The organism is Pseudomonas sp. MBLB4123, assembly GCF_051904775.1.
Classification (GTDB): domain Bacteria; phylum Pseudomonadota; class Gammaproteobacteria; order Pseudomonadales; family Pseudomonadaceae; genus Aquipseudomonas; species Aquipseudomonas benzenivorans_B.
Window position 1 is genome coordinate 2,229,002 of record NZ_CP196711.1, and the last position, 25,578, is coordinate 2,254,579.

At 67.7% G+C, this 25,578-nt stretch carries 22 protein-coding genes and 1 tRNA gene; 13 read left to right on the top strand and 10 right to left on the bottom strand.

Annotation, left to right across the window (positions count from 1 at the left end):
* The first annotated feature begins 61 nt into the window (after nucleotides 1–61).
* Nucleotides 62–400, top strand: coding sequence for a tryptophan synthase subunit beta (locus ACSX1C_RS10240; protein ID WP_439889338.1), 339 nt, complete (start codon nucleotides 62–64; stop codon nucleotides 398–400).
* 15 nt (nucleotides 401–415) lie between these two features.
* Here ACSX1C_RS10240 and lapD read toward each other — a convergent pair whose 3' ends face one another.
* From lapD to ACSX1C_RS10255, 3 genes are all read right to left on the bottom strand, one after another.
* The gene (gene lapD, locus ACSX1C_RS10245; RefSeq protein WP_439889339.1) at nucleotides 416–2,350 is read right to left on the bottom strand and encodes a cyclic di-GMP receptor LapD; all 1,935 of its coding nucleotides are present in this window, start codon (nucleotides 2,348–2,350) and stop codon (nucleotides 416–418) included.
* 22 nt (nucleotides 2,351–2,372) lie between these two features.
* Nucleotides 2,373–3,008: a cysteine protease LapG gene (gene lapG, locus ACSX1C_RS10250; protein ID WP_369960348.1), complete on the bottom strand. Its 636-nt coding sequence runs from the start codon at nucleotides 3,006–3,008 to the stop codon at nucleotides 2,373–2,375.
* Nucleotides 3,009–3,320: 312 nt separating this feature from the next.
* Nucleotides 3,321–3,761: a hypothetical protein gene (locus tag ACSX1C_RS10255; RefSeq protein WP_439889340.1), complete on the bottom strand. Its 441-nt coding sequence runs from the start codon at nucleotides 3,759–3,761 to the stop codon at nucleotides 3,321–3,323.
* A gap of 339 nt (nucleotides 3,762–4,100) precedes the next feature.
* Between ACSX1C_RS10255 and ACSX1C_RS10260 the strand changes: the two genes are divergently transcribed.
* From ACSX1C_RS10260 to ACSX1C_RS10285, 6 genes are all read left to right on the top strand, one after another.
* Complete coding sequence (locus tag ACSX1C_RS10260; protein WP_439889341.1) at nucleotides 4,101–5,567, top strand: sensor domain-containing diguanylate cyclase; 1,467 nt, start codon at nucleotides 4,101–4,103, stop codon at nucleotides 5,565–5,567.
* Nucleotides 5,564–5,791 (top strand): cysteine-rich CWC family protein, encoded by a 228-nt coding sequence (locus tag ACSX1C_RS10265; RefSeq protein WP_439889342.1) that lies wholly within the window; start codon nucleotides 5,564–5,566, stop codon nucleotides 5,789–5,791. The genes ACSX1C_RS10260 and ACSX1C_RS10265 overlap by 4 nt, the downstream gene beginning before the upstream one ends.
* 2 nt (nucleotides 5,792–5,793) lie before the next feature.
* Entirely contained in the window at nucleotides 5,794–6,498 is a 705-nt protein-coding gene (locus ACSX1C_RS10270; RefSeq protein WP_439889343.1) for a pseudouridine synthase, read from the top strand.
* Nucleotides 6,499–6,893: 395 nt separating this feature from the next.
* Nucleotides 6,894–7,778, top strand: a complete 885-nt coding sequence (locus ACSX1C_RS10275) for an alpha/beta fold hydrolase (RefSeq protein ID WP_439889344.1) — start codon at nucleotides 6,894–6,896, stop codon at nucleotides 7,776–7,778.
* A gap of 99 nt (nucleotides 7,779–7,877) precedes the next feature.
* Nucleotides 7,878–7,951: transfer RNA gene (locus ACSX1C_RS10280), tRNA-Gly, on the top strand.
* Between the two features lie 510 nt (nucleotides 7,952–8,461).
* Nucleotides 8,462–10,174 (top strand): amidase, encoded by a 1,713-nt coding sequence (locus tag ACSX1C_RS10285; RefSeq protein WP_439889345.1) that lies wholly within the window; start codon nucleotides 8,462–8,464, stop codon nucleotides 10,172–10,174.
* 71 nt (nucleotides 10,175–10,245) lie between these two features.
* Here the strand turns inward: ACSX1C_RS10285 and ACSX1C_RS10290 are convergent, their stop codons facing one another.
* A complete protein-coding gene (locus ACSX1C_RS10290) occupies nucleotides 10,246–10,401 on the bottom strand; it encodes a hypothetical protein (RefSeq protein ID WP_439889346.1) in 156 nt (51 codons plus the stop codon).
* A gap of 73 nt (nucleotides 10,402–10,474) precedes the next feature.
* On the opposite strand from ACSX1C_RS10290, the gene ACSX1C_RS10295 reads away from it, so the two are divergent.
* The gene (locus ACSX1C_RS10295; protein ID WP_439889347.1) at nucleotides 10,475–11,482 is read left to right on the top strand and encodes a mechanosensitive ion channel family protein; all 1,008 of its coding nucleotides are present in this window, start codon (nucleotides 10,475–10,477) and stop codon (nucleotides 11,480–11,482) included.
* A gap of 81 nt (nucleotides 11,483–11,563) precedes the next feature.
* Here the strand turns inward: ACSX1C_RS10295 and ACSX1C_RS10300 are convergent, their stop codons facing one another.
* The 6 genes from ACSX1C_RS10300 to ACSX1C_RS10325 form a co-directional block, all read right to left on the bottom strand.
* Entirely contained in the window at nucleotides 11,564–11,815 is a 252-nt protein-coding gene (locus ACSX1C_RS10300) for a hypothetical protein (RefSeq protein WP_439889348.1), read from the bottom strand.
* A 63-nt stretch (nucleotides 11,816–11,878) separates the two neighbouring features.
* On the bottom strand, nucleotides 11,879–12,184 hold the full coding sequence (locus tag ACSX1C_RS10305) for a hypothetical protein (RefSeq protein ID WP_439889349.1): 306 nt from the start codon (nucleotides 12,182–12,184) through the stop codon (nucleotides 11,879–11,881).
* Between the two features lie 149 nt (nucleotides 12,185–12,333).
* Complete coding sequence (locus ACSX1C_RS10310; protein WP_439889350.1) at nucleotides 12,334–13,563, bottom strand: RNA polymerase sigma factor; 1,230 nt, start codon at nucleotides 13,561–13,563, stop codon at nucleotides 12,334–12,336.
* 105 nt (nucleotides 13,564–13,668) lie between these two features.
* On the bottom strand, nucleotides 13,669–14,430 hold the full coding sequence (locus ACSX1C_RS10315; protein ID WP_439889351.1) for an ABC transporter permease: 762 nt from the start codon (nucleotides 14,428–14,430) through the stop codon (nucleotides 13,669–13,671).
* Complete coding sequence (locus ACSX1C_RS10320; protein ID WP_439889352.1) at nucleotides 14,427–15,359, bottom strand: ABC transporter ATP-binding protein; 933 nt, start codon at nucleotides 15,357–15,359, stop codon at nucleotides 14,427–14,429. Before ACSX1C_RS10320 ends, ACSX1C_RS10315 begins: the two co-directional genes overlap by 4 nt.
* Before the next feature lie 171 nt (nucleotides 15,360–15,530).
* The gene (locus ACSX1C_RS10325) at nucleotides 15,531–16,424 is read right to left on the bottom strand and encodes a LysR family transcriptional regulator (RefSeq protein WP_318645315.1); all 894 of its coding nucleotides are present in this window, start codon (nucleotides 16,422–16,424) and stop codon (nucleotides 15,531–15,533) included.
* Between the two features lie 98 nt (nucleotides 16,425–16,522).
* Between ACSX1C_RS10325 and ACSX1C_RS10330 the strand changes: the two genes are divergently transcribed.
* The 5 genes from ACSX1C_RS10330 to ACSX1C_RS10350 all read left to right on the top strand — a co-directional run bounded on the left by ACSX1C_RS10330 (nucleotide 16,523) and on the right by ACSX1C_RS10350 (nucleotide 25,575).
* A complete protein-coding gene (locus ACSX1C_RS10330; protein ID WP_439889353.1) occupies nucleotides 16,523–17,389 on the top strand; it encodes a pirin family protein in 867 nt (288 codons plus the stop codon).
* Nucleotides 17,390–17,513: 124 nt separating this feature from the next.
* A complete protein-coding gene (locus tag ACSX1C_RS10335) occupies nucleotides 17,514–18,200 on the top strand; it encodes a hydrolase (protein WP_439889354.1) in 687 nt (228 codons plus the stop codon).
* Nucleotides 18,201–18,272: 72 nt separating this feature from the next.
* Complete coding sequence (gene ycaC / locus ACSX1C_RS10340; protein WP_439889355.1) at nucleotides 18,273–18,899, top strand: isochorismate family cysteine hydrolase YcaC; 627 nt, start codon at nucleotides 18,273–18,275, stop codon at nucleotides 18,897–18,899.
* 215 nt (nucleotides 18,900–19,114) lie between these two features.
* Nucleotides 19,115–20,917, top strand: a complete 1,803-nt coding sequence (locus tag ACSX1C_RS10345) for a monovalent cation:proton antiporter-2 (CPA2) family protein (protein WP_439889356.1) — start codon at nucleotides 19,115–19,117, stop codon at nucleotides 20,915–20,917.
* 119 nt (nucleotides 20,918–21,036) lie between these two features.
* The gene (locus ACSX1C_RS10350) at nucleotides 21,037–25,575 is read left to right on the top strand and encodes a DEAD/DEAH box helicase (protein ID WP_439886060.1); all 4,539 of its coding nucleotides are present in this window, start codon (nucleotides 21,037–21,039) and stop codon (nucleotides 25,573–25,575) included.
* Nucleotides 25,576–25,578: the final 3 nt, after the last annotated feature.

The window sequence follows — 25,578 nt, forward strand, 5'->3', positions numbered from 1 at the left end:
CGCCACTCTCTGGTAGCGGGGGTTACGTTGGGCAAGCACCGAAACGAGTAAGGAGTGGTCGATGCTGTATGTAAAACGTGATGCCTGGGGCAACCTGGAGCGGGTCGAGGCGGCGCCATTCGAGGGTATGGACGGAGAGATCGCTGCGAACAGCCAGGAGGCTCAGGCCTGGTATGCCAACCAGGCCATGGAAAGCAATCTGCTCAAGTTGCAGCAGAGTGACCTCGACATGATCCGGGTATTGGAAGATCTGATCACTGTACTGATTCGCAAGGGCGTGGTGCGCATCACCGATCTGCCCGAGGCTGCGCAGAGCAAGCTGGTTGGCCGTAGCAAGGCCCGTGATGCCCTGGGCGGGTTGCAGCGTTTGATCAACGACGACGAATCCGGGCTGATCTAATCAGCCCTTTCCCGCCTACTGCCAGGGCGCTGGTTCACCGAACAGGCGACCCTGTACCGCACTGATGCCCATCTCGCGCAACACTTGCCACTCGCCCTCGGTCTCGACTCGTTCGGCGATCAACGGCAGGTCGATGCTGTTGGCCGCCCGCTGCATCGCCTCGATGAACAGGCGCTTGTCGTTCTCCTGATCGATGGCGCGGATATAGCTGCCGTCCACCTTGAGGTAGCCGAGCCCCAGCTTGGCCAGGTTGCCGATCATGCTGAAACGGCCACCGAAGTGCTGCAACCCCAGGCCGAAGCCCACCCCCCGCAGACGCTGGGTCAGGGCCTCGAGCGCGCCCTGCTCGGGTAGCTGGTCTTCGTCCAGCTCCAGCGTCAGACGCGGCCCCAGCTGACTATGCTGACGCAACATCTCGTAGAGCGAAGCCAGCGCTTGCGGCTCGCGCACCGTGGTCCCGGACAGACTCAGTGCCAGGTGCGACTCATGCCCCGCCATCTGCTCCAGCACCCGGCCGAGCATTGCCAGGTCCAGGCGAGCCGTCCAACCGAAGCGCTCCAGCCAGGGCAGGAAACGCCCGGCAGGCACCAGCTCCCCCTGGTCGTCGAGCAGGCGAGCCAGGACCTTATGGTGCAATACGCGGCCCGGTTCGACGGCATCGACCACCGGTTGGAAATACAGCTGAAAGCGCCCCTGCTGAAGTGCTTGATCGAGCAGGCGATACCAACTCTGACGCTCATCGGCCGCCGGGCTTTGCGCGCCGTCTTCGCTGCAGGCCCAGTGCTGCTGGGTCTGGCTGGCCGCCAGAGCCAAGGCTTCATCCAGGCAACGGTAGAGACTGGCCGAGTCGGCGCCCGGGGCGAAGGCCGTCATGCCGATGTGAGCCAGTGGCAGACGATCGCTGACGCCGGTCTGCTGCAGGCTGGCCAAGGCCGCATCGAGGCTCTCGGCCAGCTGTTCCGCTTCATCACGAGCCACACCGGGGGCGAGGATGGCGAACTCGCCACCCCGGTTGCGCGCCAGCAGGTAGCGGCCCTGGCAGAACTGCTGCAGCAGCTCGGCCACGCTCTTGATCAGTTGATCGGTACGCTGGCCACCCAGGCGCTGATTGAGGCCGGCCAGGTCGTCGATCCGCAGCAGCATGAGGAAACCACTGCAGGCCTCTTCCTCGACACTCAACCGGGCATGCAATTGCAGATCGAAGTAGCGTCTATTGGCCAGGCCGGTGAGGCTGTCCTGATAGGCCTCGGCGCGCAGCTGCTCGCTACGCGCGGCCTGCTCGGCAAACAGCGCCTTGAGCTTCTCCACCATCTGGTTCATGGCCTTGACCACGCGCCGGAACTCAGGAGTCCTGGGCAGCTCCGGCAGGCTGAGAAACTCGCGGCGGGCGATGGCGTTGGACTGCTCGACCAGGTAATCCAGGGGACGCAACTGACGCTTGAGCAGCAATACGCCCAAGGCGACACACAGCAGACCGCTGAGGGCCAGCCACAGCAGGATGCCGAGGGCGCTCTGCCACAGCTTGCCGATGGCGAACAGGGGATGACTGACCACCTCGACCCGTGCCGCCTGGCGCCAGCCATCGCTGACGATGGCATCGCCGCTGGCCGGGGCCAGATTGACCAAATCGGCGAACCACTGTGGCGCCGCAACGCTGACCGGAACCCCGCTGCGCTCGACCAGCACGTCCCCGCTGGCGGAGTCGACCACCCGGATACTCTCGAAATAGCCGCTGTCGAAGATCGAGCTGACCATCAACTCGACCATCGCCGCATCATTGATATGTGGACTCAGCGATAGGCCCAGAGCCGTGGCCGCATCCTGGGCATGGGCACGCAACTGGTTGACCTGTTGCTCGCGGGAGCTCTCCACGCTGACCAGAAAACTGCCGGTGAAACTCACCAGCATCAGCACGCAGATAGCGATGAACAGCTGCTTGAACAGTGACATGAACGACTCCTTCCGGCCCGTCTCAGGGAAATCCCTCGGCCTGCATCTTTTTCAACAGATTCTGCCAACGCGACAAGCGCTTGCTGTCTCCGACCTTCTTGCCGCCCCCGCTGCCGGGCAGCCACAGCCCTTCGGCATTGAAGGCATAGACCGGTACCAGGTCGGTACGGCGGTTGGCCGGCTCGATGGCATCGATCAGGTTGTCCAGCACCAGGGGCGTAGCGCTAGGGTGCGGGTAATAGGTAAGCACCATATGGGCCTGGTTCAGGCGTACGGCTTTGACGTAGGTGATACGCAGTTTCTCGCTCGGCACGCCGAGCTGGCGCAGGCTGAAGTACTTGGCAATGGCGAAATCCTCGCAATCACCCGCCCCCAGGTGCAAGGCCTCGACCGGCGTCGCCCAATAGTCGCTGACGCGCCACAGTTCGATATCGTCGCGAAAACGCAGGCGCAGATTGAAGAACCGGTTGACCGCCTCGAGCTGCTCCGCCTCGGTCGCACCGACCTGCTCCTGCAATAGACGTTGCCAGCTGCCGAGCCGCTCGCGGCCGTCCCGCGAAGTACCGTACAGCTGCTCGGCCAGTCGGCCGATACGGGCGAAGTCCCAGTCGGCCGACACGGCATAGGTGCCGAGCAGCATCGCCAGCGGCCAGGCCATCGCCCACCCCCAACGCCAGGCAGGCTGCGTCACGCTCCGTCCTATCTGCAAACTGAGGCTTCCCTAGGTCCACTCGGCAGCCATGGTGCGTCGCACGGGGCAAAAACACAATCGTCTAGTCGCGCAGCCGCGGGCAGGCCAGCGTCTGGGGCCGGAGGATAGGCTCGGGGCGCACGGCAGGGACAGGCTCACAACGCCTGGGTCACTGCGAAAACCTGGGTTTCAACTGCGCAACATCGCTGGAATAGGAGGCAGTCGCAGCCCCTCTGACCCGAGCCGCCGCGCCTCAGGGGAGAGTGGCGGCTTCAGGCGCTAGTGGTGGCGGCGCTGTTGCCGGCCACGATGCCCGTCACCGCGCGAGCCGCTATGCCGCCGTTGCAATCTGGGCGTGCGCTCGTCCGGCTTGAAGTGCTGGCCACGCCATCCGGGGCGCGGTTGCGCCGAGCGGTAGTCGCGGCGCCCCTCCAAACGGTGCACTGAGCGGCTCTCGACGCCATAGTGACGCGCTGCGGGTGCCGGCAGGTAGCGACGCTGATCGTGCCGCCGGTGATCGAAGTGGCGCCGGTCATAGCGGCGCACCTCATGACTGTAATAACGCGGCGCCACATGCACCGGATAGCGCTGTACCTGGTAATAGTGACTGGAATAATGAGGGTCATAACCCCGGTAGCCATGGTCATAGCCACCGCCGTACACCGCACAACCGGTCAACGACAGCCCGAACAGCGCAGCGAGTATGAACTTGTAGAACATGGGGCTCTCCTCCGGTCGCTGGAGCCTCGCCGACCGAGGCCGGCACCTGGGATCGCTCCCATTTCATCTGACCACTTTTGACCGTATCCAGTGCGATGCCAGTGGCGCACAGATGGGTGACAAGGTGTTTCGGAACCTCAGCCCCGAGCCGTCCAGACGGCCGAACTGCCGGCTGGGCTACTCGATAGTCCACGTCTGCCCAGGCATCACAGCGTCCGCGGCGACGCTCCCGAAGGCTCCAGGGATAGCCGCCAGCAGCAGGCGGCTCGAAGCACGAGCAATGACGCTATGGCCGCGGCAGGCTAGCATGGCGCCCTTCCTCTCTATTCAGAACAGCGCATGCCCCTCGCGACCTCGAAAACCGGCCAACGCACCTTGATCCTGCTTCTGCTGGTCCTGCTCGGCAGCGGCTTTCTCGCCACCTCGCTGGTCAGCTACCACGCCGCCCTCGCCTCGATCCGCGACGGCATCGTCAACACCGAGCTGCCGTTGACCTCTGACAACGTCTATTCGGAGATCCAGAAGGACCTGGTGCGCCCGGTGCTGATCGCCTCGATGATGGCCCGCGACACCTTCGTGCGCGATTGGGTGATGGCCGGCGAGCAGGACGTGGAGCAGATGACCCGCTACCTGCGCGAGGTGCAGGAACACTATGGCGCCGTCACCAGCTTCTTCGTCTCCGAACAGAGCCACACCTACTACCAGGCCAAAGGCGTGCTCAAGCGGGTCAGCCCGACTGAGCCGCGCGATGCCTGGTACTTCCGCGTCCGCGACCTGCAGGCACCCTACGAGATCAATGTGGACGTCGACCTGGCCAACAAGGACCGCCTGACCGTCTTCATCAACTATCGGGTATTCGACTATCAACAGCGTTTCATCGGCGCCACCGGCGTGGGCCTGACCGTGGACGCGGTGGTGCAGCTGATCGATGCCTATCAGCAGCGCTACGGCCGCAGCGTGTACTTCGTCGACGGCAACGGCCGCATCGCCCTCACCGGCGCCAGCGGCGGCCCCCAGGGCGCCAGCGTCGGCCAGACGCTCGGGGAGCTACCGGGGCTGCAGGACTTGCCGGCCCAGCTGCCGCACAACGGCAATTTCACCTACGAAGAGCGGGGCCGCGACCATTTCCTCAATGTGCGCTTCATCCCCGAACTGAACTGGTACCTGTTCGTCGACAAGCAGGAGGACGGCGCCGTGGCCGGCATCCGCATGTCGCTGTACCTGAACCTGCTGATTTGCCTGCTGGTCACCGCCCTGGTGCTGGGCATGGTCAGCATCGCCCTGCGCCGTCACCGGGCACGCATCGCCGCCCTGGCCACCACCGACACCCTCACCACCCTGACTAACCGCCGCGGCTTCGAACTGCTGGCCAATCAGGCGATCCAAGAGGCGCGGCGCAACCAGAGCCCGCTGTGCGCATTGCTGCTCGATCTCGACCAGTTCAAACAGCTCAACGACAACCATGGCCACCTAGCCGGCGACGAGGTGCTGCGCGGGTTTGCTGCCCTGCTGCAAGGCGACCTGCGCCAGTCCGACATCATCTGCCGCTGGGGCGGTGAGGAGTTCATCCTGCTGCTCAAGGACAGCGCACCCGAGCAGGCACGCCAACTGGCGGAGAAAGTCCGCCGGCATACCGAGCGGACGCGTTTCGAGCACGCCGGCACCGAACTGCGGGTCACCGTCAGCATCGGCCTGGCCGAGCTGCATGCGGGCGACGCCCTCGACCAGCTGATCGGCCGCGCCGACCGCGCCCTGTATCGGGCCAAGCAGTCCGGGCGCAACCGTCTTTGCGAAGAAAACACATGAGCCCATCCACCAGCATCTGCCCGCTTTGCGGCCAGCGTAACCAGTGCGCCCAGGCCGGCTCGCCAACCCCGGTTCAGCAGTGCTGGTGTTTCGATACCGCCGTCCGACGCGACGTGCTCGAACGCCTGCCGGCCGCACAGCGCAACCTGGCCTGCCTCTGTCCACGCTGCGCCCAGGGCCTGCCGCCGGTCACGCCTACCCCGGCATCGGCCGACCCCGACTGACCATGCGCCTGGACCGTTTCCTCAGCAACCTGCCGCGCTTCAACCGCCAGGACGCGCGCCATCTGCTCGCCAGCGGCGGCGTGCGCCTGGACGGCCGGGTCAACCGCGACGGACGCAGCGAAGTGACCCTCTTCAGCCGGGTCGAGTTGGGTGACGGCGAAATACTGCAGGCCGGCAAGCCTGCACGCTATTTCATGCTGCACAAACCCGGCGGTGTGGTCAGCGCCACCGTCCATCCGGAGCACCGCACCGTGCTCGACCTGCTGGACGAACCCGACAAGGACGAGCTGCACCTGGCCGGCCGTCTCGACCTCAACACCAGTGGTCTGCTGCTGATCACCAACGATGGCCAATGGTCGCGCCGGGTGACCCTGCCGAAACGCAAGCAGCCCAAGGTCTACCTGGTCGAAACCGAAGACCCGATCGAGCCGGCCTGCATCGAAGTATTCGCCCGAGGCCTGTACTTTCGCTTCGAGGACCTCACCACCCTTCCCGCCGAGCTGGAGATCCTCGCCCCCCGCCAGGCCCGCCTGACCCTCTACGAAGGGCGCTACCACCAGGTCAAGCGCATGTTCGGCCATTTCCAGAACAAGGTAATCGGCCTGCACCGCATCAGCATGGGCGCTATCCGCCTCGATGCGGGCCTGGCCCCGGGCGAGTACCGCGCCCTGACGAGTGCAGAGATCGACAGTTTCTCCCGCGACTGATAGCCATACTGAAATCAATCTTGCGCCCGCCTCAGCGACTGCCGAATAAAAACGAATTGGGGCTTGCCAGCGCCACGATGCTGCTGTTTAAATCGAACCATAAGGTCTTGATGTGACCAATGGGTCGCAAAAGCCATCTAAGCGCTCTTTCGGTTGTTTGCGCACTGCGCAAAATGGGTTCCTGCCTGGTTACACGACGCCTCTCCGGCCCCCTGAAAAAGGCTGGAGCGGATGCTCTATTTCGACCCTAACCGATTGAAAATAAATAACTTATAAAACCCTCCAGCCTGACATGCCCCTGTCATGTCCAGGCGCTTTCCTAACTGTCCTACTTTGCTCGGTAAACGGCGCCGCCCTGCCGCTTGCCATGCCAACTTGCGCCAGGAGGAAACAACATGAAGCCCGCTATCGCTGTCGTCGATGTTCACCGGAGTTTCAAGGTTCACACCGAGTTCTACGTCAGCCCCAGCGCCCGCAAGACCATCATTCTGGTCAACGGCTCGCTGGCCACCACCGCCGCCTTCGCCCAGACGCTCAAATACCTGCACCCGCAGTTCAACGTGGTGCTCTACGATCAGCCCTACGCGGGGCAGTCCAAGGCCCACAACAGCAACATCAGACCGATCACCAAGGAAGATGAGGCCTATATCCTCCTCGACCTGATCGAGCACTTCAAAGTCGACTACCTGCAGTCCTTCTCCTGGGGCGGCGTACCCGCCTTGCTGGCCTTGGGGCAACGCCCGGCGCGCATCGAGAAGGCGGTGATCACCTCCTTCTCGCCACTGCTCAACGAACCCATGCTCGACTACCTGGAAAAGGGCCTGGTGAGCCTGCTGGCCGTAGACCGAGCAGGCCTCGGTCACCTGGTCAACAACACCATCGGCAAGCACCTGCCCTCGCTGTTCAAACGCTTCAACCACCGCCACATCAGCAGCCTGGACGAACACGAGTACCGGCAGATGTTTGCCCACGTCAACCAGGTGGTGCACCTGGAGAGTCACTGCCAGATGGAGTGCCTGGCCGGGATCGACATCCCGCTGCTGTTCGTCAATGGCGAACACGACGAGTACACCTCGCCGCAGGACGTACGCCTGTTCGCCGAGCACCTGCGCGATTGCCAGTTCGCCACCATCGACAATGCCGGGCACTTCCTCGACATGGAGCACAAAGCCGCGTGGCTGCAAACGCGGGACGTGCTGCTGCGCTTCCTGCAGGGCCCCGCCCTGCGTGAAACCGCCTACCGTTCGCACGCCGAAATGCCACACGCAATCGCCGTATGAAGCACGCCATTCAGCCGCTGTCGCACCGAGATGCAGCGCATTATGCTCGGTGCGGGCTTCATTTCACCCGCGAACTCTGGTACAAAGTCACCCGCTCGAGCGGGCGTCGTATAATGGCATTACCTGAGCTTCCCAAGCTCATGACGAGGGTTCGATTCCCTTCGCCCGCTCCAGAACTCTTCAGCTAAGGCCCTGTTTCTACAGGGCCTTAGCGTTTCTGGGTTTTGCTGGTGTCGCGCATGGCGCAAGCCACAGTCGACCCGCCTCTTTCAGACGCCCTTGCGCAGGCTGCGAACGCCCACTTCCATGCGCGAAGTTGCCTGTCCTGGCGTTGCCCTCGGCGCCACCATGCCCCCGCTCCCAAGACGACAATGCGCCGCAAAGCCTGGCCGCCGGGCTGATCGTGCCTGCATCGGGGCGCCCCGCCTGGTGCATGCACTTTCCCTCATAAGCCGCTAACGGCGGGGGAACCGTTACACTGATACCCCTACTCCTGGTCTGGTGCCAGATAGATGGCTCTGGCGCTTCGCCAGCCCAGATGCAAGTCCAGCCCCTGTCGCGTCATGCCGCGCAACGAGGACCGATATGAGAAGCCACCTTGAGCAAAGCGATGTCCCCGAGTCCAAGAGCCACTGTGAAGGAATCTTTCACCACGCCCCCCATCGGCAGCCGGCGGTGACGGCATGATCGAGGTCACCGAGGTTTCCATTGCCGAACTGCGCGCTGCGCTCGAATCGGGCCAGACGACAGCGGTCGAGCTGGTCCAGGCCTATCTCGCCCGGACCGACGCCTACGACGGCCCGGACACGCCCACCGCCCTCAACGCGGTCGTGGTGCGCAACCCCGATGCCCTCAAGGAGGCCCAGGCTTCCGATGCCCGTCGGGCCAGAGGCGCCACCCTGGGCCCGCTCGATGGCATCCCCTATACGGCCAAGGACAGCTACCTGGTCAAGGGGCTCACGGCCGCCTCCGGCAGTCCGGCATTCGCCAAGCTGATCGCCTACCGCGATGCCTTCACCGTCGAACGGCTGCGCGCGGCCGGGGCGATCTGCCTAGGCAAGACCAATATGCCGCCCATGGCCAACGGCGGCATGCAGCGCGGGGTATACGGCCGGGCGGAGAGCCCGTACAACGCCGACTACCTCACCGCCCCCTTCGCCTCGGGCTCCTCCAACGGCGCCGGTACCGCCACCGCCGCCAGTTTCGCGGCATTCGGCCTCGCCGAGGAAACCTGGTCGAGCGGACGGGGCCCGGCCTCGAACAACGGCCTGTGTGCCTATACGCCGTCGCGCGGGGTGATCTCGGTGCGCGGCAACTGGCCCTTGACCCCGACGATGGACGTGGTCGTGCCGTTCGCCAGGACCATGGCGGACCTGCTCGAGGTGCTCGACGTGGTGGTGGCGGAGGACCCCGACACCCGCGGCGACCTGTGGCGGATGCAGCCCTGGGTGCCCATTCCCAGCGTGGCCTCGGTGCGTCCCGCCGCCTATGCCGGGCTTACCGCGACCGCCGAGGCACTCAAGGGCAAGCGCTTCGGCGTGCCGCGCATGTACATCAACGCCGACCCCGAAGCCGGCACGGCCGAGGCGCCGGGTATCGGCGGCCCGACGGGGCAGCGAATCCACACCCGCCCCTCGGTGATCGAGCTATGGCAAGCGGCTCGCCGGGCACTCGAAGGCGCCGGCGCCGAGGTGGTCGAGGTCGACTTCCCGCTGGTGTCCAACTGCGAGGGCGATCGCCCGGGCGCGCCGACCGTGTTCAACCGCGGCCTGGTATCCAAGGAGTTCCTGCATCACGAGCTGTGGGACCTGACGGCCTGGGCCTTCGATGATTTCCTGCAGGCCAACGGCGATCCCAACCTGAATCGCCTGATCGACGTGGACGGACCGCAGATATTCCCCCACGACCCGGGCACCCTGCCGAACCGCGAGGGGGACCTCGCCGCCGGCATGGACGAATACGTGCGCATGGCCGAGCGCGGCATCACCCCCTGGGACCGGATCGCCACGCTTCCCGACGGCCTGCGCGGGCTGGAGCAGACCCGTCGCATCGACCTGGAGGACTGGATGGCGCGGCTGAGGCTCGATGCGGTGATCTTCCCCACCGTCGCCGACGTCGGGCCGGCGAACGCCGACGTCGACCCACAGTCCGCGGACATCGCCTGGAGCAACGGCGTCTGGGTCGCCAACGGCAACCTCGCCATCCGTCACCTGGGCGTTCCGACGGTGACCGTGCCCATGGGCGTCATGGCGGACATCGGCATGCCCGTCGGGCTGACCTTCGCCGGTCGGGCCTATGACGACTCGGCGCTGCTGCGCTTTGCCTCGGCGTTCGAGTCGATCGGCAGCAAGCGCTTGATCCCGCCTCGTACCCCGCCGCTGGCCAGCGGCAGCTAGCGGGCCCCGGTGGGATTGGCGCCCCGTGCGGGCCAACCCCACCCGCAGGCCATAGCCCTGGCGCAGTCGACTCAGGTGTCGCTTTCTGGTTCGGCCGACGCGTGCCGCGCCTGCGCCTCGGGCGGTTGCGCCTCGCTGGCCTTGCTGACGGATTCCTGAGCCTTGTCGAGCAGCCGCAGGCCCGACTGTTCGGCAGCGTCCGTCGCATAGGGTCTTGTATAGGGCATCTACTAGTCTTGCTGGAAACGCCGTTCGGCCAGAGCGGCGAGCCGTCACCGACGACGGCAGAGGGGCCCAACCGTGGACAGTATTCAGTTCGATATCGATGCGGTGATCCAGCGTCTGCTGAACGAAGCTTACGGCCTGCTCGGCGCCCTGCCGTTGCTGGCCCTGGCGCTGCTGGTGGTGTGGCTGGCCTGGATGGTCGGCCGCTGGCTGTCGCGACGGACCCTGCTGGAGCGCCTGGCCAGGCGCAATCCCTTCCTGCGTGAGCTGGCCCGCACCACGGCGCACTGGGCGGCGACCCTGATCGGTGTGCTGGTGGCCCTGGAGATCATGGATGCCACCTCCCTGGTCGGCGCCGTGCTGGGCACCGCCGGGGTGCTCGGCGTGGCCCTGGGCTTCGCCTTCAAGGAAACCCTGGAGAACTACCTGGCCGGCATCCTGATGAGCATCCGCCAGCCGTTCTCGCCGCGCGACCACGTGGTGATCGACGGCAACGAGGGCCTGGTGATCGCCCTGACCTCGCGGGCGACCATCCTGATGACGCCGGACGGCAACCACCTGCGCCTGCCCAACGCCCTGGTGTTTCGCAGCGTCACCCTCAACTACACCCGCAACCCCAGCCGGCGCTTCGAGTTCGACGTCGGTCTCGGCGGTGGCGAAGACCTGTTGCAGGCCCAGCAGATCGGCATCGAACGGCTCGAACAGCTGGACGGGGTGCTGCAGGCACCGCCGCCGCGCGCCTTTATCAGCGCCCTAGGGGACTCCAATGTGCAGCTGCGCTATCACGGCTGGGTAGATCAGCGCAGCCACGACTTCCTGTTGGTCAGGAGCGAGGCCATGCGCCAGGTCATTGCGGCTCTGGATGAGGCCGGCATGGACATGCCCGAACCAATCTATCGGCTACACCTTCACGAGCGGGCCCAACCGCTGCCCGGAGCGCCCATATCGAGCGGAGAACGGCGCCCTGCCCCTGCGGCCGGCGTGGATACCCGGGTGACTGCCGACCTGGCCGAGCAGATCGAGCAGGAGCAGCGCGTCCGCGACGAGGAAGACCTGCTCGACCCGAACGCCCCGAAAGAATGAACGGGAGCCTGGACCATGGCTCGGCCCCTGAGACGCGGGCACTCACCCTGCGTGCCTGGCTCACCGAGGCGATTCTTCCCGTTAGCGCGGCACGGCCAGCTTCCTGACCTCGCGCTGCACCATGCTGGCGTATTCCGGCGGCGACAGCTCGCCCAGTTGGCCGCGCAACCACTCCTCCCACTTGCCCTTGCGCTTGCTCTTCTCGGCGAACAGACGTGCCGCATCGGCCTTGGCGCGCTGCAGGTTGTTCTGCCACAGCTCGAACAGGCGGGCTTTTTCCGCCTCCGCCACATCGCGCTCTGCCGCGGGTTTGTCTGCCAGGTTGTAACTCATCGGGCACTCCAGCCGGTGGAAAAAAGCCGCGCATTCTACGCACTTTTCCCCACTCGACCAGCGTTAGCTACCGGAGCCGGAGGACCAGTCGTCGGCAGGCCCGGCCTGCATCTGCACCTCGACCACCAGGTCGGTCTTCTCCTCGGACGCGGGCTGGCCGGTCAGCGCACCGATCATCGCCCATTGCTGGTCGAGCTCGCCGCTGATCTGCGCCAGATGGTCGATCATGCGCTGCCCTGCGCGCTGGCTGGAGGGGTCGCCGCTACGCATCAGCTCGAACGACATCTGTGCCAAGGCGGCCGTCAGGTGGGTCATGCTGCGTGCGGTGAGGCTGAGTAACTCGGCGAGTTGGCTGTCTTTCGTATCCATACGATTTCTCCTTGGCCTGGGCCATGCGCATCTAGGCTAGCCGGAAAACGGAACGAACGTCACAGATCTCCAGAGGAACCTCGTTTATTTCGCCGCGCCGATGCCAGGTGTCGGCGCATGCAGTCGGGCTGTTGTCACCTCTACCATAGCTAGTCGCCGCTCAACTCGCGTAGACGCCGCTCGAGAAACCTGCGGTCCGGGGCCTGTTGGGACAGCGCCAGGGCCTGCCGATAGGCCTCGCGCGCCTGCGCTCTCTGTCCCAGGCGCCGATGCAGGTCGGCCAGGGCGGCATGGGCCAGATGATAGTCGGTCAGCTCGCCGCGCTGCAGTATCGCCTCGATCTGCGCCAGACCGGCCCGGGGACCGTCGCGCATGGCCAGGGCCACCGCCCGGTTGAGCTCGACCACCGGCGAGGGCGTGGCCTGCAACAGCGCGTCATACAGCCCGACTATCTGCGCCCAGTCGGTGGCCGCCATGCTCGGCGCCTCGGCATGCACCGCGGCGATGGCGGCCTGCAGGCTGTAGGGGCCGAAGCGCCGCGAGCGCAAGGCCTGCAGCACCAGCGCATCGCCCTCGGCGATCAGTGCGGCGTCCCACAGCGAACGATCCTGCTCCTCCAGCAGCACCGGCTCGCCACCGGCCGAGAGGCGCGCCGGGCAACGCGCCTCGTGCAGCAGCATCAGCGCCAGCAGGCCCATGACCTCGGGCTCGGGCAGCAACTCGAGCAGCAATCGCCCCAGGCGGATGGCCTCGGCCGACAGCTGACTGCGGGTCAGCGAGTCGCCGGAGCTGGCGAAGTAGCCCTCGTTGAACACCAGATAGATCACCCGCAGCACCGCCTCCAGGCGCGCCGCCAGCTCGCCGCGGCCCGGCACCTCGTAAGGGATGCGCGCGTCGCGGATCTTCGCCTTGGCGCGGACGATACGCTGGGCCACCGTGCTCGGCGTGCTGAGGTAGGCGTGGGCGATCTGCTCGGTGCTCAGGTCGCAGACCTCGCGCAGGCACAGGGCCACCTGGGCATCGGCCGAGAGGGCCGGGTGGCAGCAGGTGAAGATCAGCCGCAGACGGTCGTCCTCGACGCTCTCGGCCTCGTCGGCCGCCACGGCGGCCATCGCCTCGTGCTGCTCGTCGAGGGCCTGGAAACGCCGCTGCCGGCGCAGGTTGTCGATCGCCTTGAAGCGCCCGGCCGAAACCAGCCAGGCCCGCGGATTGGCCGGCACGCCGTCGCGCGGCCATTGCTCCATGGCGGCGCGGAAGGCCTCGTGCAGGGCCTCTTCGGCCAGGTCGAAGTCGCCCAGCAGGCGGATCAGGGTGGCCAGCACCCGTCGCGACTCGGCGCGATAGGTGTCATCGAGCAGAACACGTAGAGCCTCGTCCATTGCAGTCTCCGTTGCATCCGGGGCGCCTGCCGTCTGGGCAGCGCCCCTTGATTCGACCCTGTTCCAACAGGCTCGTTTGCCCTGCGCCGAGCGCGGCGACGGGCGTCAGTTCTTCAGCCGGTAACCGCTCTTGAAGATCCAGCCGACGGTCAGCACGCACAGCAGCAGAAAGCCCAGGATCATCGCCAGGCTCAGGCCCACGCCGACGTCCGACACGCCGTAGAAGCTCCAGCGGAAGGCGCTGATCAGGTAGACCACCGGGTTGAACAGGGTCACCGTCTGCCACAGCGGCGGCAGCATGCCGATCGAGTAGAAGCTACCGCCGAGGAAGGTCAGCGGCGTGACGATCAGCGCCGGGACTATCTGCAGCTTCTCCCAGCCGTCGGCCCACACGCCGATGATGAAGCCGAACAGGCTGAAGGTCACCGCGGTGAGCACCAGGAAGGCCAGCATCCACAGAGGATGGAGGATCTGGTAATCGACGAACAGCCGCGCCGTGGCCAGGATCACCAGGCCGAGGATGATCGACTTGGTGGCCGCCGCGCCGACGTAGCCGACGAGTATCTCCAGGTAGGACACCGGCGCCGACAGCAGCTCGTAGATGCTGCCGGAGTACTTGGGCATGTAGATGCCGAAGGAGGCGTTGGAAATGCTCTCGGTGAGCAGCGCCAGCATGATCAGCCCAGGCACGATGAAGGCGCCGTAGCTGACCCCATGGACCTCGGTCATGCTGCTGCCGATGGCCGAGCCGAACACCACGAAGTACAGCGAAGTGCTGATCACCGGGGTGGCGATGCTCTGCAGCAGGGTGCGCCAGGTGCGCGCCAGCTCGAACAGGTAGATGGCCTTGATGGCATACAGATTCATGGGCGCGACTCCCGGTGCACCAGGTTGACGAAGATCTCCTCCAGGGAGCTCTGGCTGGACTGCAGGTCCTTGAAGTCGATGCCGTGCTGGGCCAGGTCCTTGAGCAGCTCGGCGATGCCGGTGTGCTCGCGCTGGGCGTCGAAGGTGAACACCAGGGCATGGCCCTCGTCCGCCAGCTCCAGCGGATGGCTGTCCAGTTCCGCCGGAATGTTCGCCAGCGGCTGCTGCAGCTGCAGGGTCAGCTGCTTCTTGCCGAGCTTGTGCATCAGCACCTGCTTGTCTTCCACCAGGATGATCCGCCCGCGGCTGATCACCCCGATGCGGTCGGCCATCTCCTCGGCCTCCTCGATGTAGTGGGTGGTGAGGATGATGGTCACCCCCCGCGCGCGCAGGCCGCGGACCATGTTCCACATGTCGCGGCGCAGTTCCACGTCGACCCCGGCGGTGGGCTCGTCGAGAAACAGGATTTGCGGCTCGTGGGACAGCGCCTTGGCGATCATCACCCGGCGCTTCATGCCGCCGGACAGCTCCATAATCTTGGCGTCGCGCTTGTCCCACAGCGACAGGTCGCGCAACAGGCGCTCCAGATAGGCCGCATCGGGCTTCTTGCCGAACAGCCCGCGGCTGAACTTGACCGTGGCCCAGACCGTCTCGAACACGTCGCTGACCAGCTCCTGGGGCACCAGGCCGATCTGCGCACGGGCCGCGCGATAGTCCTCGATGATGTCGAACCCGCCGACCCGCACCGAGCCGCCACCCGGGTTGACGATGCCGCAGATGATGCTGATCAGGGTGGTCTTGCCGGCGCCGTTGGGCCCGAGCAGGGCGAAGATCTCGCCCCGGCGGATGTCCAGGTCGATGTTCTGCAACGCCGGATGGCCGGAGGCGTAGGTCTTGTTCAGCTGCTGGATGGAGATAACCGGTTGCACGGCAGGTCCTTGGTGCGATGAGTCAGGGGCAGAGTGTAGGGAAACAGGGGTGGGGTCAGGCAAGTGCCATGCTCATCGAGCAGGCGGTGCGCAATCCATAGGATGGGTTAGCCGCACAGCGGCGTAACCCCTCTATCGATGGCTATCGCTGCGCCCAATCCATCCTACGCGCTAGGCCTGCTGCAGGTGCTCGGCCAAGAAATCGATCAGGCCACGTACCGCAGGCAGCAGGCCGCGGCGCGACGGGAACAGCGCATGCACCACCCCGCTACGCGGCGCCCATTGCGGCATGATGTCGAGCAGGCGGCCGGCCTGCAGGTCGCGCTCCACCACCATGCACGGCAGCTGTACCACGCCGACGCCGCGCAGCGCCGCGCGCCGCAGGATGGTCATGTCGTCGCTGATCAGCCGCGGCCGGTGGCGCACCTCGGCCGTGGCGCCATCCGGCCCCTCCAGGCACCAGCGATGATCCCGCGGCGGGCCCCAGTCCAGGCTGGGCAGGCCGCTGAGGTCGGCCGGTCGCAGGGGCAGTTCGAGCCCGCGCAGGAACGCGGGACTGGCGACCAGCCGCTGCGGGCTGTCGCCCAGCACGCGCATCACCAGGTCGCTGCTGTCCAGCGGCGGGAAACGCACCCGCAGCGCCAGGTCGAGGCCTTCGCCGATCACGTCGACGCGCCTGTTGGTGGCCTCCAGCTGCACCTGGACCTTGGGATGCTCGACCATGAAGCGGCTGACCAGGTCGCCGACCCGGTACTGCAACAGGGTGGTGGGACAGCTCATGCGCACCAGCCCCTGGGGTTCCGAGCGGGTGCGCTCGATGGCCTCGCGCGCGGCCTGCGCCTCGACCAGCATGGCCAGGCAGTGGCGGTGATACTCCTGGCCGATCTCGGTGACCGAGAAGTGCCGGGTGGAGCGCTGCAGCAGGCGCACGCCGAGACGCTCCTCGAGCAGGGCGATGCGCCGGCTGAGCTTGGATTTCGGTGTGTTCAGCGCCCGGCCCGCCGGGGCGAAACCGCCGTGCTCGACCACCTGGGCGAAGTAGTAGAGGTCGTTGAGATCGTCCATCGGTGTTCTCCAAATAGAACACTGAGACTAATTTATCCGGTCTACCGCACCAAGCGTTGCACTCCTATGGTGTCTCCATGCACCAGAGGAGGCACCGCATGAAAAAGGTTCTCGGTCTCTACGGCAGCCCCAGGCCGCACTGGGTCGGCGACGGCTTTCCGGTTCGCTCGCTGTTTTCCTACGACAGCCTGGGCCAGCACATCAGCCCCTTCCTCCTGCTCGACTATGCCGGCCCCCACGACTTCGTCCCCGCGCAGCACCCACGCGGCGTCGGCCAGCACCCGCATCGCGGCTTCGAGACGGTGACCATCGTCTACCAGGGCGAGCTGGAACACCGCGACTCGACCGGCAGCGGCGGCCTGATCGGCCCCGGCGACGTGCAGTGGATGACCGCGGCCTCGGGCATCCTGCACGAGGAGTTCCACTCCGCCGCCTTCACCCGGCAGGGCGGCACCCTGGAGATGGTGCAGCTGTGGGTCAACCTGCCGGCCCGGGACAAGCGCGCCGCCCCCGGCTACCAGACGCTCCTGAACCAGGACATTCCGCTGATTCCGCTCGCCGGCGGCGCCGGTTCCCTGCGCCTGATCGCCGGGCGGTTCGCCGGCCGACAGGGGCCCGCGCGCACCTTCACGCCGATGGATGTCTGGGATCTGCGCCTGAATGCCGACAAGCCGCTGAGCCTGCCGCTGGTCGAGGGCCGCAACGGCGCCCTGATCGTGCTGCGCGGCAGCGTGCGGGTGAACGGCGACCAGCGGGTCGGCGAGGCGCAGATGGCGCTGCTCGATGCGGCCGGCGACGAACTGCACCTGGAGGCCGACAGCCAGGCGCTGGTGCTGCTGCTCAGCGGCGAGCCCATCGACGAGCCGGTGGTCGGCTACGGCCCCTTCGTGATGAACAGCGAGGCCGAGATCGCCCAGGCGGTCGAGGACTTGCGCAACGGCTCGTTCGGCCAGCTACCCGCCTAACGGTCCTGCGCCAGCGGTCCCAACGCCTAGTCTGAATAGTCCGGCTCACAGGGACCCGTGACCCTCTCCTAGACCCCGAGCGCCGGAAACGGCCAGGGTCCCCACCTCGCAAGGGAGCCTGAACATGCACAGTTTCGCGAATATCGCCAACTTCAACGGCCAGAAGCCGACCATCGACCCCAGCGACACGGCGATGTTGCTGATCGACCACCAGAGCGGGCTGTTCCAGACGGTCAAGGACATGCCCATGCCCGAGCTGCGCGCCAACGCCATCACCCTGGCGAAGGTCGCCAGCCTGGCGAACATCCCGCTGATCACTACCGCTTCGGTGCCCCAGGGCCCCAACGGCCCGCTGATTCCGGAGATCCACGAGGCCGCTCCGCACGCCCGGTACGTGGCGCGCAAAGGCGAGATCAACGCCTGGGACAACCCGGATTTCGTGGCGGCAGTGGAGGCCACCGGCAAGCAGACCCTGATCATCGCCGGCACCATCACCAGCGTGTGCATGGCCTTCCCCAGCATCAGTGCGGTGGCCGCCGGCTACAGGGTGTTCGCGGTGATCGACGCCTCCGGCACCTACTCGAAGATGGCCCAGGAAATCACCCTGGCCCGGGTGGTCCAGGCCGGTGTGGTGCCGATGGACACCGCGGCGGTCTGCTCGGAAATCCAGCAAACCTGGAACCGCCCGGACGCGGCGCAGTGGGCCGAGGCCTACAGCCGGGTTTTCCCCAACTACCAACTGCTGATCGAGAGCCACCTCAAGGCACAGGCCGTGGTGAGCAACCAGGAAGCCCTGGACTCGCAGCGCTGAGCGCTTTCACCCGTGATCCCCCGCCGCGCGTCGCCGTGCGCCCGGCTTTCACCCATGCACGAGGACATCACCATGAGCACCCCCTACACACGTCTCGACAAGAACCAGGCCGCCGTCCTGCTGGTCGACCACCAGACCGGCCTGCTCTCGCTGGTACGGGATATCGAACCGGATCGGTTCAAGAACAACGTGCTGGCCCTGGCCGACCTGGCCAAATACTTCGAGCTGCCGACCATCCTCACCACCAGCTTCGAGAGCGGCCCCAACGGCCCACTGGTGCCCGAACTCAAGGAGCAGTTCCCGGACGCGCCCTATATCGCCCGCCCCGGCCAAATCAACGCCTGGGACAACGAGGACTTCCTCGCGGCGGTCAAGACCACCGGGCGCAAGCAACTGATCATCGCCGGGGTGGTCACCGAGGTCTGCGTGGCCTTCCCGGCCCTCTCGGCCATCGAGGCCGGCTTCGAGGTGTTCGTGGTCACCGACGCCTCCGGCACCTTCAACGAAGTCACCCGCCATTCGGCCTGGGACCGCATGTCCTCCGCCGGCGCACAGCTGATGACCTGGTTCGGCGTGGCCTGCGAGCTGCACCGCGACTGGCGCAACGACATCGAGGGGCTGGGCGCGCTGTTCTCCAACCATATCCCCGACTACCGCAACCTGATCAACAGCTACACCACCCTCACCGCCGGCAAATAGGCCAGGCGACCGGGACTGCGTGCCGGCGCAGTCCCCTCTCAGGCAACGCACTGCCCGCAGGTGGTGTCCATAAGCGCCATCTGCGGCCCCTCTCCCCCCGCCCCAGCCGCATGGCCACCGGGCAGCCCCGCGCAGTGCCGAGGCCTGGCGCTGAAATGACAAAGGCTCTAGGCTGCCCGGCGCCATCCCATTGCCCATCCGCCAAGGAGTGATCCATGCCCCACGAAGCCAGCCTGCTGCAGACCGCCGTGGTGTTCCTACTGGCGGCGGTGCTGGTGGTGCCCCTGGCCAAACGCCTGCAACTGGGGGCGGTGCTGGGTTACTTGCTGGCAGGCGTGCTGATCGGCCCGGCGGTGCTGCGCCTGGTGGACGACCCCGCGGGGGTCAGCCATATCTCCGAACTGGGCGTGGTGCTGCTGCTGTTCATCATCGGCCTGGAGCTGTCGCCCCGGCGTCTGTGGGTGATGCGCCAGGCGGTGTTCGGCGTGGGCCTGGCCCAGGTCCTGCTGACCGCCCTGGTGATCGGCACGGTGGCCATGCTCGGCTTCGCCCAACCACTGAACAGCGCCCTGGTGCTGGGCCTGGGCCTGGCGCTGTCGTCCACCGCCTTCGGCCTGCAGAGCCTGGCCGAGCGCAAGGAACTGGCCAGCCCCCACGGCCGCCTGGCCTTCGCCATCCTGCTGTTCCAGGACATCGCCGCCATCCCGCTGATCGCCCTGGTGCCGCTGCTCGGCGTCGCCGAGACGACGAGCGACGGCGACGGGCTGGCCCAGTTGCTCAAGGTGCTGGCCAGCATCGGCCTGGTGGTCATAGGCGGGCGCTACCTGCTGCGCCCGGTGTTTCGCATCGTCGCCAAGACCGGCCTGCAGGAGGTGTCCACCGCCACCGCGCTGCTGGTGGTGATCGGCACCGCCTGGCTGATGGAACTGGCGGGCATCTCCATGGCCCTGGGCGCCTTCCTCGCCGGGCTGCTGCTGGCCGACTCGGAATACCGCCACGAACTCGAATCGCAGATCGAGCCGTTCAAGGGGCTGCTGCTCGGGCTGTTCTTCATCAGCGTCGGCATGACCGCGGACCTCGGCCTGCTGCTGGCCGAGCCGATGCGGGTGCTGGCCCTCGCCGCCCTGCTGATCCTGATCAAACTGCCGCTGCTGTTCGCCATCGGCCGCCTGGCCGGCGGGCTCGGTGCCCGCAGTGCACTGCAGCTGGGCATCGTCCTGGCCGCCGGGGGCGAGTTCGCCTTCGTGGTGTTCCAGATAGCCCGCGACCACGGCCTGTTCGAGCCGCGTCTGCACAGCGAGCTGGTGCTGGCCATCACCCTGTCGATGGCCGTCACGCCCCTGTTGATGCTGCTGGTGGCGCGGCTGCTCAAGGCCAAGCCGGAGCCCCGCGAGGTGCCGCCGCACTACAAGCAGATCGACAGCGACGCGCCGCGGGTGGTGATCGCCGGCATGGGCCGCATGGGCCAGGTCGTCGCGCGCTTTCTGCGCGCCCAGCGGCTGCCCTTCGTGGCCCTGGATATCGAGGTCGACACCATCGAACTGTCGCGCAGCCTGGACAACATGCCGATCTTCTACGGCGACCCGCTGCGCCCGGAGATCCTGCGGGCGGCCAAGGCCGACCAGGCCGAGTTCTTCATCGTCGCCACCGACGACCCGGACATCAGCCTGAGGCTCACCGAACTGGTGCGTCGCCTCTATCCGCAGATGAAGATCGTCGCCCGCGCGCGCAACCGCCAGCATGTCCATCGCCTGCTGGATGCCGGCGCGCTGCCGGTGCGCGAGACCTTCCACTCGAGCCTGGAGATGAGCCGCCAGATCCTGATCGGCCTGGGCCTCGACGACGAGCAGGCGACGCGCAGAATCAAGCGCTTCCAGCACCACGACGAGCAGGTGCTGGAGGCCCAGCACCGCGTCTACAACGACAAGGCCGCGGTGCTGCAGACGGCCCGGGAGGCACGCGCGGAACTGGAGACGCTGTTCGACGCCGACGCCAGCGAACAGCAGCGCCCCCTATAGCCCGCAGGATGGGTTAGCCGCACGGCGGCGCCATTTATCGATGGGTATCGCCGCGCTCCCCCCATCCTGCCCGGCTGTCCGGCGCCCGGCCGTTGAGCTGGCCTGGCGGCGCGAGCATTATGGAGGTCATGAGCCAGCCCCCCCGATCAGCGCAACCCGACGCCGTGCTGGCGGCCTTCCATCCGGCGGTCGCCGCCTGGTTCCGCAACCAGTTCGCCGCGCCCACCGCGGCCCAGGCCGGCGCCTGGCCGGCGCTCGGCGCCGGGCGCTCGACCCTGGTGGCCGCCCCCACCGGCTCGGGCAAGACCCTCACCGCCTTCCTCGCCGCCATCGACGCCCTGGTGCGCGAGGGCCTGGCCGCCGGCGGCGCCCTCGCCGAACGCTGCGCCGTGGTCTACGTGTCGCCGCTCAAGGCGCTGTCCAACGACATCCGCCTGAATCTGGAGCAGCCGCTGGCCGGCATCCGCGCCGAACTCAAGCGCCAGCACCTGGCCGATGTCGAGATCCGCACTGCGGTGCGCACCGGCGATACCAGCCCCGGCGAGCGCGAAGCCATGCGCAAACGCCCGCCGCATATCCTGGTGACCACCCCGGAATCGCTCTACGTGCTGCTCGGCTCCGAGTCCGGGCGGGCCATGCTGGCCGGCTGCCGCAGCCTGATCATCGACGAGATTCACGCCATCGCCGGCAGCAAGCGCGGCAGCCACCTGATGCTCAGCGTCGAGCGCCTGGAGGCCCTGTGCCGCCGCCCCCTGCAGCGCATCGGCCTGTCCGCCACGCAGAAGCCGCTGGAGGCGGTGGCGCGCCTGCTGCTGGGCAGCCAGGCGCCGCTGCCCCCCCTCGACCCGGAGGTCGATCGAGCGGAACTGGCGCCATGGCCCGAAGACGAAGGCGCGAGATCGTCACCGGGCGACTGCGCCATCGTCGATATCGGCTACCAGCGCGCGCGCGACCTGGCCCTGGAGCTGCCGCCGGTACCGCTGCAGGCGGTGATGAGCAACGAGGTGTGGGACAGGGTCTATGACCGCCTGGCCGAACTGGCCCGGCAGCACCGCACCACCCTGGTGTTCGTCAACACCCGGCGCCTGGCCGAGCGCGCCTGCCGGCACCTGGGCGAACGCCTGGGCGAGGCGGCAGTCGCCGCCCACCACGGCAGCCTGGCCAAGGCGCTGCGCCTGGACGCCGAGCAGCGCCTCAAGCGCGGCGAGCTCAGGGTGCTGGTGGCCACCGCCTCGCTGGAGCTGGGCATCGACATCGGCGAGGTGGAACTGGTCTGCCAGCTCGGCTCGCCGCGCAGCATCGCCGCCCTGCTGCAGCGGGTCGGCCGCTCCGGCCACAGCGTCGGCGGCACGCCCAAGGGCCGGCTGTTCCCGCAGTCGCGCGACGAGCTGGTCGAATGCGCCGCCCTGCTCGACTGCGTGCGCCGTGGCGAGCTGGACGCCCTGGCCATCCCCAAGGCGCCGCTGGACGTGCTGGCCCAGCAGATCGTCGCCGAGGTGGCCTGCCGCGAGTGGGGCGAAGACGCGCTGTTCCAGCTGCTGACCCGCGCCGCGCCCTATGCCGAGCTGCCCCGCGCAACCTTCGACGCCCTGCTGAAGATGCTCGCCGAGGGCTACAGCGGACGGCGCGGGGTGCGCGCCGCCTATATCCACCGCGACGCGGTCAACCGTCGCCTGCGCGGCCGCCGTGCCGCGCGCCTGACCGCGATCACCAGCGGCGGCACCATCCCCGACACCGGCGACTACGCCGTGCTGCTGGAGCCCCAGGGCCTGACGGTCGGCAGCCTCAACGAGGACTTCGCCATCGAGAGCATGGCCGGCGACATCTTCCAGCTGGGCAACCAGTCCTACCGCATCCTGCGTATCGAACCGGGCAAGGTACGGGTCGAGGATGCCCAGGGCCTGCCGCCGAGCATCCCCTTCTGGCTGGGCGAGGCGCCGGGGCGCACGGACGAGCTGTCGGCGTCGGTGGCACGCCTGCGCGAGGAGGTGGAGCGGCAGCTGCAATCCTGTAGGGTGAAAAACCGCGCAGCGTGCTCCACCAGGGCCCCTTCAAACCACGCGGTGGACAAGCCGAGCCGTGCCCAGCCCGGAGATAACTCGGCGGGGCTGGCCCGCGCCATCACCTGGCTCACCGACGAACTCGGCCTGAACGAGTCGGCCGCCGCGCAAATCGTCGAGTACCTGGCCCAGGCCCGCCAGGCCCTCGGCGCCCTGCCGACCCAGCAGCGCCTGGTGATGGAGCGCTTCTTCGACGAGTCCGGCGGCATGCAGCTGATCATCCACTCGCCGTTCGGCAGCCGCCTCAACCGCGCCTGGGGCCTGGCGTTGCGCAAGCGCTTCTGCCGCAGCTTCAACTTCGAGCTGCAGGCCGCCGCCACCGAGGACGCGCTGATCCTCTCGCTGGCCACCAGCCACAGCTTCCCGCTGGAGGAGGTGTGGCGCTACCTGCACTCCAACAGCGCCGAACAGCTGCTGATCCAGGCGCTGCTGGATGCCCCGCTGTTCGCCGTGCGCTGGCGCTGGAACGCCGCCGTGGCCCTGGCCCTGCCGCGTTTCTCCGGCGGGCGCAAGGTAGCCCCGCAACTGCAGCGCATGCGCAGCGAGGACCTGCTGGCCACGGTGTTTCCCGACCAGGTCGCCTGCCTGGAGAACATAGTCGGCGAACGCGAGATTCCCGACCACCCGCTGGTGGCCCAGACGCTCGACGACTGCCTGCACCAGGCCATGGACTGCGAGGCCTGGCTGGCCCTGCTGCGGCGCATGGAAAGCGGCGAGGTCGAACTGCTGGCCCGCGACCTGCCGGCGCCCTCGGCCCTGGCCGCGGAGATCCTGGGCGCCCGGCCCTACGCCTTCCTCGACGACGCGCCGCTGGAGGAGCGCCGCACCCAGGCGGTGCACAGCCGGCGTTGGTCCGCCCCCGAATCGACCGACGATCTCGGCGCCCTGGACCCCGAGGCCATCGCCGCGGTGCGCCAGGAGGCCTGGCCCGAGGTCCGCGACGCCGACGAGATGCACGAGGCGTTGCTGAGCCTGGGCGCCGTCACCCAGGCCGAGGCCCAGGCCAACGGCGGCTGGCCGACCTGGCTGGCGCAGCTGGCCAAGGGCAAACGGGCCAGCTGCCTGCACCTGGACGGCCAACCGGCGCTGTGGCTGGCGGCCGAACGCCTGAGCCAATGGCAGGCGCTGCATCCCGACGGCGCATTCAAACCGGCGATCCAGGCGCCCCAGGGGTTCGACGAGGCCTGGTCCGCCGAGGCGGCCCTGGTCGAACTGCTGCGCGCCCGCCTGGGTGGCTTCGGCCCCCTGCCGCTGCCGCGCCTGGCCGCCGACCTGCACCAGGCGGACTCGGCGGTGCGGCTGGCCCTGCTCGCCCTGGAGCGCGAGGGCCATGTGCTGCGCGGCCGCTTCACCCCAGGCGCCGCCGAAGAAGAGTGGTGCGAGCGCCACCTGCTGGCACGCATCCACCGCTACACGGTCGGGCGCCTGCGCCGGGAGATCGAGCCGGTGTCGCGCGCCGACTTCATGCGCTTCTTGTTCGACTGGCAGCGCGTGGCGCCGGACGGCCGGGTCCGCGGCGCCGAGGCCCTGGCCGGGGTGCTCGGCCAGCTGGAAGGCTTTCAGGCGGCGGCCGGGGCCTGGGAGAGCGAAATCCTGCCGAGCCGGGTGGCCGACTACGGCATCAACTGGCTGGACGACCTGTGCCGCTCCGGGCGCTGGCTCTGGTGCCGCCTGGCCGGCCGCAGCCGCGCCGCCGGCGGCCCGCTGCGCAGCACGCCCATCGTCCTGCTGCCGCGCAAGAACCTGGGCCTGTGGCGCGCCTGTCAGGGGGACACGCCGGCCGCCGAACCCTCGCCGCGGGCCGAGCGCGTGCGCCAGGTGCTGGCCAGCCAGGGCGCGCTGTTCTTCGACGAACTGCAGGACGAGGCGCACCTGTTGCGCAGCGAACTGGAGGATGCCCTGGGCGAGCTGGTCAGCCTCGGCCTGGCCCACGCCGACAGCTTCGCCGGCCTGCGTTCGCTGCTGCTGCCGGCGGCCAAGCGCAGCCAACAACAGCGTCGCGCCCGTCGGGCCCTGGCCAATATGCAGGACGCCGGACGCTGGGCCCTGCTGCGCGGCAGCGGCGAGCCGCAGGTCGACAATGCGCGCCACGGCGAGGCCGTGGAACAGGTGGCGCGGACCCTGCTGCGCCGCTACGGCGTGGTCTGCTGGCGCCTGCTGGCGCGCGAGGCCGATTGGCTGCCGGCCTGGCGCGAGCTGCTGCGGGTCTACCAGCGCCTCGAGGCGCGCGGCGAGATCCGCGGCGGACGCTTCATCGCCGGAGTGGTCGGCGAGCAGTTCGCCCTGCCCGAGGCCGTGGCCCTGCTGCGCGAAGTGCGCAGGCGCCCGCTCGACGGCCGCCTGGTCAGCCTGTCGGCCTGCGACCCACTCAACCTGCTCGGCACCCTGCTGCCGGGGAGCAAGGTGCCGGCCCTGGCCGGCAACCGCCTGCTGTACCGCGACGGCGTGCCGGTGGCCAGCTTGGTCGCCGGCAGGAGCCAGCTGCTAGCCGAGGCCGACACCTTCACCGCCGGCCAGTGGCAGGCGGCGCTGATCCGCCCGCCGGGCCTGGGCGCACCGCTGCTGGCGGATGCTCAGCGCGTCGGCGCGCGGCGCTGAGCT